The 6816-nt window shown below is 37.7% G+C and carries 9 protein-coding genes; 2 read left to right on the top strand and 7 right to left on the bottom strand.

The features are described from left to right. A partial coding sequence (locus BTHERMOSOX_RS08495) for an FtsW/RodA/SpoVE family cell cycle protein (protein WP_171004706.1) occupies positions 1–536 on the top strand: 536 nt, incomplete at its 5' end. Next, entirely contained in the window at positions 505–1569 is a 1065-nt protein-coding gene (gene murG / locus BTHERMOSOX_RS08490) for an undecaprenyldiphospho-muramoylpentapeptide beta-N-acetylglucosaminyltransferase (protein WP_249360660.1), read from the top strand. The genes BTHERMOSOX_RS08495 and murG, both read left to right, overlap by 32 nt. 43 nt (positions 1570–1612) lie before the next feature. On the opposite strand, the gene BTHERMOSOX_RS08485 is transcribed toward murG, so the two are convergent. The 7 genes from BTHERMOSOX_RS08485 to BTHERMOSOX_RS08455 form a co-directional block, all read right to left on the bottom strand. Then, positions 1613–2017: a hypothetical protein gene (locus tag BTHERMOSOX_RS08485; RefSeq protein WP_138120652.1), complete on the bottom strand. Its 405-nt coding sequence runs from the start codon at positions 2015–2017 to the stop codon at positions 1613–1615. Between the two features lie 16 nt (positions 2018–2033). Continuing rightward, a complete protein-coding gene (gene bioB / locus BTHERMOSOX_RS08480; RefSeq protein ID WP_138120651.1) occupies positions 2034–2990 on the bottom strand; it encodes a biotin synthase BioB in 957 nt (318 codons plus the stop codon). A gap of 112 nt (positions 2991–3102) precedes the next feature. Then, positions 3103–4518: a type I glutamate--ammonia ligase gene (gene glnA, locus BTHERMOSOX_RS08475; protein ID WP_138120650.1), complete on the bottom strand. Its 1416-nt coding sequence runs from the start codon at positions 4516–4518 to the stop codon at positions 3103–3105. A 125-nt stretch (positions 4519–4643) separates the two neighbouring features. After that, positions 4644–4868 (bottom strand): sulfurtransferase TusA family protein, encoded by a 225-nt coding sequence (locus tag BTHERMOSOX_RS08470; RefSeq protein WP_138120649.1) that lies wholly within the window; start codon positions 4866–4868, stop codon positions 4644–4646. A gap of 1 nt (position 4869) precedes the next feature. Beyond that, the gene (gene hemF / locus BTHERMOSOX_RS08465) at positions 4870–5772 is read right to left on the bottom strand and encodes an oxygen-dependent coproporphyrinogen oxidase (protein ID WP_138120648.1); all 903 of its coding nucleotides are present in this window, start codon (positions 5770–5772) and stop codon (positions 4870–4872) included. Then, entirely contained in the window at positions 5769–6302 is a 534-nt protein-coding gene (locus tag BTHERMOSOX_RS08460; RefSeq protein ID WP_138120647.1) for an L-threonylcarbamoyladenylate synthase, read from the bottom strand. Before BTHERMOSOX_RS08460 ends, hemF begins: the two co-directional genes overlap by 4 nt. Beyond that, positions 6299–6816 (bottom strand): tyrosine-type recombinase/integrase (locus BTHERMOSOX_RS08455; RefSeq protein ID WP_171004705.1); only part of this gene is annotated, 518 nt, incomplete at its 5' end. The genes BTHERMOSOX_RS08455 and BTHERMOSOX_RS08460, both read right to left, overlap by 4 nt.

Raw genomic sequence — 6816 nt, 5'->3', positions numbered from 1 at the left:
ATTTGGATGGTGGTGTACGCTGGATTAGAATGACAGAATTCTGGCAAATTGACTTATGGGTAAATGACAGCGCTAAAGTCTATCAAACCAAACAAGCTTTAATCGGCATTGCTAGAGGTGATTGGACTGGTGTTGGACTGGGCAATGGTATTCAAAAGTACACCAAACTTCCGGAGCCACATACCGATATGATTTTTTCAATTATTGGTGAAGAGATTGGCATTATTGGCATGCTATTTGTCATCTTTATTTTTGGATTTATTGTGCTTAAAGGCTTTAAAATTGCCAAAGACGCCTTAAAGCACAAACGAAAATACAGCTCTTACGTAGGTTTTGGCATCTGCACTTGGCTATCCCTTCAATTTAGTGTTAATATCGCCATGAACCTCGGCCTAATACCACCTAAAGGCTTTCCTTTGCCATTAATTAGCTACGGTGGGTCAAGTATGATTTTCGTATTAATTGCGCTGGGAATTTTACTTAGAATCGATATGGAAAATCGTTGTGAATATTCTAAACAAAAAAAATATGTCTGATCAGAAAATCAAAATCAATAAAAAAATACTAATTATGGCTGGCGGTACTGGCGGCCATATTTTTCCAGCGTTAGCAATTGCTAGCGAGCTTAAAAAGCATAATGTCAATATCGAATGGCTAGGCTCTAAACGCGGCATGGAAAACACCATTGTGCCAAAACACGATATTAAACTACACAGTGTTAATACGGTTGGCTTACGCGGAAAAAATATTATTAGTTTACTCAAAGCACCCTTTCAATTAGCTTTTGCAGCTCTTGAAGTAAGCAGAGTATTTTCCAAAGTTAAGCCTGATGTGGTATTAGGTATGGGCGGTTTTGCTTCAGGAGTTGGCGGGTTGATGGCATGGATTTATCGAATTCCTTTGTTTATTCATGAACAAAATTCAATCCCTGGCACCACCAATAAATTACTATCCAAGATTGCAACTCAAACATTTGAGGCTTTTGAAGGTGCTTTTAACCCCTCTATCAATGCAATTACAGTGGGTAACCCTGTTGTTTTTAAAGCTAAAAAATCAAACACAACCAACAAAAAACTTAATCTATTAATTATTGGTGGCAGTTTGGGCTCCAAGCCTATTAACGAGGTAGTAACCAAATTAGACATTGATATCAATATCTGGCATCAAACAGGGAAATTACACTTTGACGATGTTCAATCTCAATATGAGAAAAAATCCATTAAAGTTAGCGCTTTTATTGAGGACATGGCAAAGGCTTATGCTTGGGCTGATATCGTGTTGTGTCGAGCAGGTGCGATGACAGTATCAGAATTGATGATAAGTGGTACGCCAAGTATTTTGATCCCATTACCGCATGCCATTGATAATCACCAATTTTATAATGCTAAAATTTTAGCTGACAATAACGCAGGCATACTCATTGAACAACAAGATTTCAATACTCAATCCTTGGAAAAAATACTGCTTAGCTTGAATAAAGAAGTATTTAAAGAGATGTCAAGTAATGCACTCAAATTGGCCAAGCCAAATGCAACTAAAAATATCTCTAGGCACTTATTACAGGCGTAAAAAAACCGTATCACTGTGGCCTAAAATACAAACCAACTAAAACCTACTTCCACTCAGTACAAGTAGTCATCTCATTTATATTGCCAAATCTATCTGATTTTTTATTGGTAATACAGCGTCTTTCAAGCACCTTAGTCGGAACTTCGACAATACGATCAACATAAACAACCCTCTCCACAATTACTTCTTTAATAGGGTTAGAATCGCTACAAATATCACTTTTAATGGTTTCTAGCTTTTGCTTAGCTTTAATATGTTGTTTGTTTGACCAATTTTTAATATCACTCGGAAGATCCGCCAAAATTCCCATACTAGAATCAACTACGCCACCCAGGCAACTACCAAGATGCTCAAGATTGTCATAACCGCTCGCACAGTTTTTAGACTCTGCAATTACGCCAAAAGAAGTAAATGAACAAAATAATGCGATTAGTAATTGTTTTTTCATATCTATATATTTTATATTAATTAAATTGTTGCTTCATATTGAGACCAAGCTTTTTAAACAATGCTTTGTCGCTACCAGTATCGGGATTATTTGTTGTTAGCAACTGCTCACCATAGAAAATTGAATTAGCGCCAGCATAAAAACACATAGCCTGCATGGCTTCACCCATATCTGTACGACCTGCTGACAAACGCACAACTGATTTTGGCATCATAATCCTAGCAACCGCAATCATTCTGACAAATTCAGTTTCTGATGGTGGCTCAATTTTTTCAAATGGTGTACCTGGGATTGGCACTAATAAGTTAATCGGAACACTGTCAGGGTGAAATTCGAGATTAGCCAAAGATCTTAACATAGAAGCTCTGTCCATTTGAGTTTCACCCAAACCCAGAATTCCACCACTACAGACATTAATATCTGCATTTTGCACAGACTCTAACGTGTTTAATCGATCTTGAAAATTACGTGTTGTAATAACATTAGAGTAGTTTTCTTCTGAAGTGTCTAAATTATGATTGTAATAGTCTAATCCTGCCTCTTTCAAAGTAAATGCTTGCTTTTGAGATAGCATACCCAAGGTTACACAAGTCTCCATACCCATGGCTTTAACACCTTGAATCATTGGAATTACCTTGTCTAAACTTTTATCAGTAGGATTGCGCCAAGCGGCACCCATACAAAAACGAGTTGCACCTTGATCTTTTGCAATTTTGGCTTGCTCTAAAACCAGATCAATTTCCATTAGTTTTTCACGCTCAAGCCCTGTGTCATACTTAGAGCTTTGAGAGCAATAAGAACAATCTTCAGGGCAAGCACCAGTCTTAATATTGAGTAACGAGCTTACTTGAACATAATTTGGATCAAAATTTTCTCTATGAATGCTATGTGCTTTAAACAATAAATCGTTAAATGGCAATGCAAACAAAGCTTCTACTTCTTCAAGCTTCCAGTCGTTTCGTAATTGTGTCATAAAGATGTTTGATAAATAATTTAGAATGATTATTTTAACTCAATCCTTTTGCATTAGACATTAAAAAAAGCCGTGCATTTACACGGCTTTTATTTGAACTTAAATTACGAAACTACAGGCTGTAGTACATGTCAAATTCAACCGGATGAGGTGCTGAACGCATAGCATTCACTTCTTTCATTTTAAGCCCAATGAAAGAGTCAATTACGTCATCAGTAAATACACCGCCTAATTTTAAGAAATCACGATCAACATCAAGCGCGTCAAGTGCTTGATCTAAAGAATTACAAACTTTAGGAATCTTTGCTTTTTCTTCATTAGTCAATTCATACAAATCACCATCTTCGGGCTTACCAGGATCAATTTTGTTCTTGATACCATCAAGGCCGGCCATTAACATTGCAGAGAATGCTAAGTACGGATTCGCTGTATTATCTGGGAAACGCACTTCAATACGACGACCCAATGGGTTGCCAACATAAGGAATACGAATCGCAGCAGAACGGTTCTTAGCAGAATATGCCAGCATTTCTGGTGCTTCATAACCTGGTACCAAACGCTTGTAAGAGTTAGTTGATGCATTAGTAAAAGCATTTAACGCTCTAGCATGCTTAATAATTCCGCCAATGTAGTACAAAGCCATTTGACTTAAGTTGCCGTACTCGTTACCGTCAAATAAGTTAACGCCATCTTTAGCAATTGATTGGTGAACGTGCATACCGTTACCATTATCAACTGCAATTGGCTTAGGCATAAATGTTGCTGTTTTATTGTACATATGAGCAACATTATGAATACAGTACTTAAGGATTTGAGTTTCGTCAGCCTTTCTTACCAGGGTATTAAATTTAGCACCAATTTCACATTGGCCAGCTGTGCCTACTTCATGATGGTGAACTTCAGTTTCAACACCCATTTCTTCAATCACAAGACACATTTCCGATCTAAGGTCGTGCAATGAATCTACTGGCGGCACTGGAAAATAACCACCCTTAACGTTTGGACGGTGACCTTTGTTTCCACCTTCTAAATCAGAACCTGATTCCCAATCTGCTTCTTCAGAATGGATTTCATAAAATGCCTTACCCATGCCAAAGCCCGTATCCCACTTAACACTATCAAAAACGAAAAATTCGTTTTCGTTACCGAAATAAGCTGTATCGCCAATACCTGAATCTTGCATATATTGTTCGGCACGTTTAGCAATTGAACGAGGATCTTTCTCATAACCTTGCATATTGCTTGGCTCAACAATATCACAACGTACAATTAGCGTAGACTCTTGAGTGAATGGGTCCATGACACACGTAGTTGTATCTGGCTTTAAAATCATGTCAGATTCATTAATATCTTTCCAGCCAGAAATTGAAGAGCCATCAAACATTTGACCTTCTTCAAATTTAGCTTCATTAACTGTGTGCGCAGGAACACTGACGTGGTGCTCTTTACCGATAGTATCAGTAAAACGAAAATCAACAAATTTAACCTCGTTGTCTTCAATCATCTTCATTACATCTTTAGCAGACATATATTCTCCTTTATTTAAACTTTTTTAATATTTAACTGACACTCTTTGTCAAGCAACACGCGCCGTTACGTGTAAATTCTTTTTTTGTATTAAGCTAATTTTTATAGCAAAAACAGCAAATAATTCTACCCTATTTTTTCAACAATAAGCACAATCTCATCGGTTTTTTCTTCAATATTTAATACTTTATGGCCATGTACCTTGCACCAAGCAGGAATATCATGAAGTACACCTGGATCACTTGCAAGCATTTCAATGGTATCACCAACAGCAATTTTTTCAATTAATTCACCTAATCGAATCACCGGCATTGGGCATAGTAGTTTTTTTACATTTAAGTCAGTTTTCATTTTATTTAATCCAATCTTGTGGTTTTAAGTATTTTTCATACAGTTTGGCCTCAGGCGTATTTGGCTCTGGCTCATATTGATACTCCCAGCGCACCAATGGTGGTAGTGACATTAAGATTGATTCTGTGCGTCCACCTGTTTGCAAGCCAAACAAAGTACCACGATCATAAACCAAGTTGAACTCTACGTAACGTCCACGACGATAGAGCTGAAACTGTCTTTCATGATCGCCATATTCTATACTTTTACGTTTTTCTACAATCGGTCTATAAGCCTTAATATAACTATTACCCACGCTACGCATAAAAGCAAAGCATTCCTCAAAACTACCCTCGTTTAAATCATCAAAAAATAAGCCGCCAATCCCGCGTTGCTCATCACGGTGCTTTATATAGAAATAATCGTCACACCATTTTTTATACTTTGGATAAACTTCTTTACCAAATGGATCACAAGCCTCTTTAGCACTTTGATGCCAAGCAATACAGTCTTCATCAAAGCCGTAATATGGAGTTAAATCAAACCCGCCACCAAACCACCAAATCGGATCTTCACCTTCTTTTTCAGCGACAAAAAAACGTACGTTGGCATGTGAAGTTGGCACATACGGATTATTGGGATGAATTACCAGTGACACACCAAGCGCACTAAAACTTCTCCCGGCCAATTCTGGTCTCATTGCTGTGGCTGAGGCTGGCATATTATCACCATGAACGATCGAGAAATTAACCCCTGCCTGCTCAAACACTTTTCCCGCTGTTAGCACTCTGGTTAATCCATTGCCTTTACCATTAGGCTTTTGCCATTCATCTTTGATAAATGTTGCTTGAGCATCTACTTGCTCTAATTGGCTGCAAATATCTTCTTGTAAAGCTAATAAATAATCTTGAATCTGATCAATCATCTAAGCCTCTCTCCTGTGTGTAAATTAATAATAGCCGATGGATTGGCATCCGTCTTAACTGGCGCAATTATATAGTCTAATTGATCTTTAAAATAAACCCGCAACTTTAGGACACTCTGGGCAATTTTCTGACCTGAAATATTAGCACTGGTACTAACCAATGCACTGTTAGTTATTTTGCATAAATCTTTAATCAATTGATTATTAGTCAGTCTGATGGCTACTGTATCGTAGCCACCCAACAATAAACTTGGTGTATTTTTATTGGCTTTTATAATATAAGTAGTGGGCATGTTAGTTGCTTTAATTTGCTTTAATAGCTTAATATCTTCAACATAAGCCTCAACATACTTAATATCGCTCGCTATTAAAATTAGCCCTTTATTGGTTGAGCGCTGCTTTAACTCAATAAGTCGAATTAAAGAATGATCAAGCGGCAGGCAGCTAAGCCCCTGAATGGTATCAGTAGGCAAGCTAACCACCCCGCCACCGTCCAAAATATTAGCGGCAATTCTTGTGTTTAAATTCATGTCTTTTTCGCTCGCGGATGACACTGATCATAAACTTTTGACAGTTCTAAAAAATCAAGATGGGTATAAACTTGGGTTGATTTAATACTAGCATGGCCCAAAAATTCTTGAGTCGAGCGCAAGTCATGACTGGATTGTAAAAAGTGTGTTGCCGCTGCATGACGCAACATATGCGGATGAACATTTATTTTAATCCCGGCTGACAGTGCACGCTTTTTAATCATATTTTGCACCGAGCGAACCCCGATCCTTTCACCGTTTTTATTAATAAATAAAGGGGTTGACTGGTGTATTGTTAAATATTTTTTTATAACTGTTTGGGCTGAAGCGCCTAGAGGTGTGTGGCGCATTTTTCCGCCCTTGCCCATAATGGTTAAAAACCCTTGAGATAAATCCACATCCTTGACATCTAGATTAACCAGTTCAGATACGCGCAAGCCACAAGAATAAATCACTTCAATAATGCTTACATCACGCTGCTCAAAACGACTGGTTTTTTGTGGCTTTAACATCT

The organism is Bathymodiolus heckerae thiotrophic gill symbiont, assembly GCF_900128515.1.
Taxonomy (GTDB): domain Bacteria; phylum Pseudomonadota; class Gammaproteobacteria; order PS1; family Pseudothioglobaceae; genus Thioglobus_A.
This window is presented reverse-complemented; position numbering and strand designations above follow the sequence as displayed.

Coding starts and splice junctions, on each gene's coding strand:
- BTHERMOSOX_RS08485 (WP_138120652.1), bottom strand. CDS start 2,017: ATGAAAAAACAATTACTAATCGCATTATTTTGTTCATTTACTTCTTTT.
- bioB (WP_138120651.1), bottom strand. CDS start 2,990: ATGACACAATTACGAAACGACTGGAAGCTTGAAGAAGTAGAAGCTTTG.
- glnA (WP_138120650.1), bottom strand. CDS start 4,518: ATGTCTGCTAAAGATGTAATGAAGATGATTGAAGACAACGAGGTTAAA.
- BTHERMOSOX_RS08470 (WP_138120649.1), bottom strand. CDS start 4,868: ATGAAAACTGACTTAAATGTAAAAAAACTACTATGCCCAATGCCGGTG.
- hemF (WP_138120648.1), bottom strand. CDS start 5,772: ATGATTGATCAGATTCAAGATTATTTATTAGCTTTACAAGAAGATATT.
- BTHERMOSOX_RS08460 (WP_138120647.1), bottom strand. CDS start 6,302: ATGAATTTAAACACAAGAATTGCCGCTAATATTTTGGACGGTGGCGGG.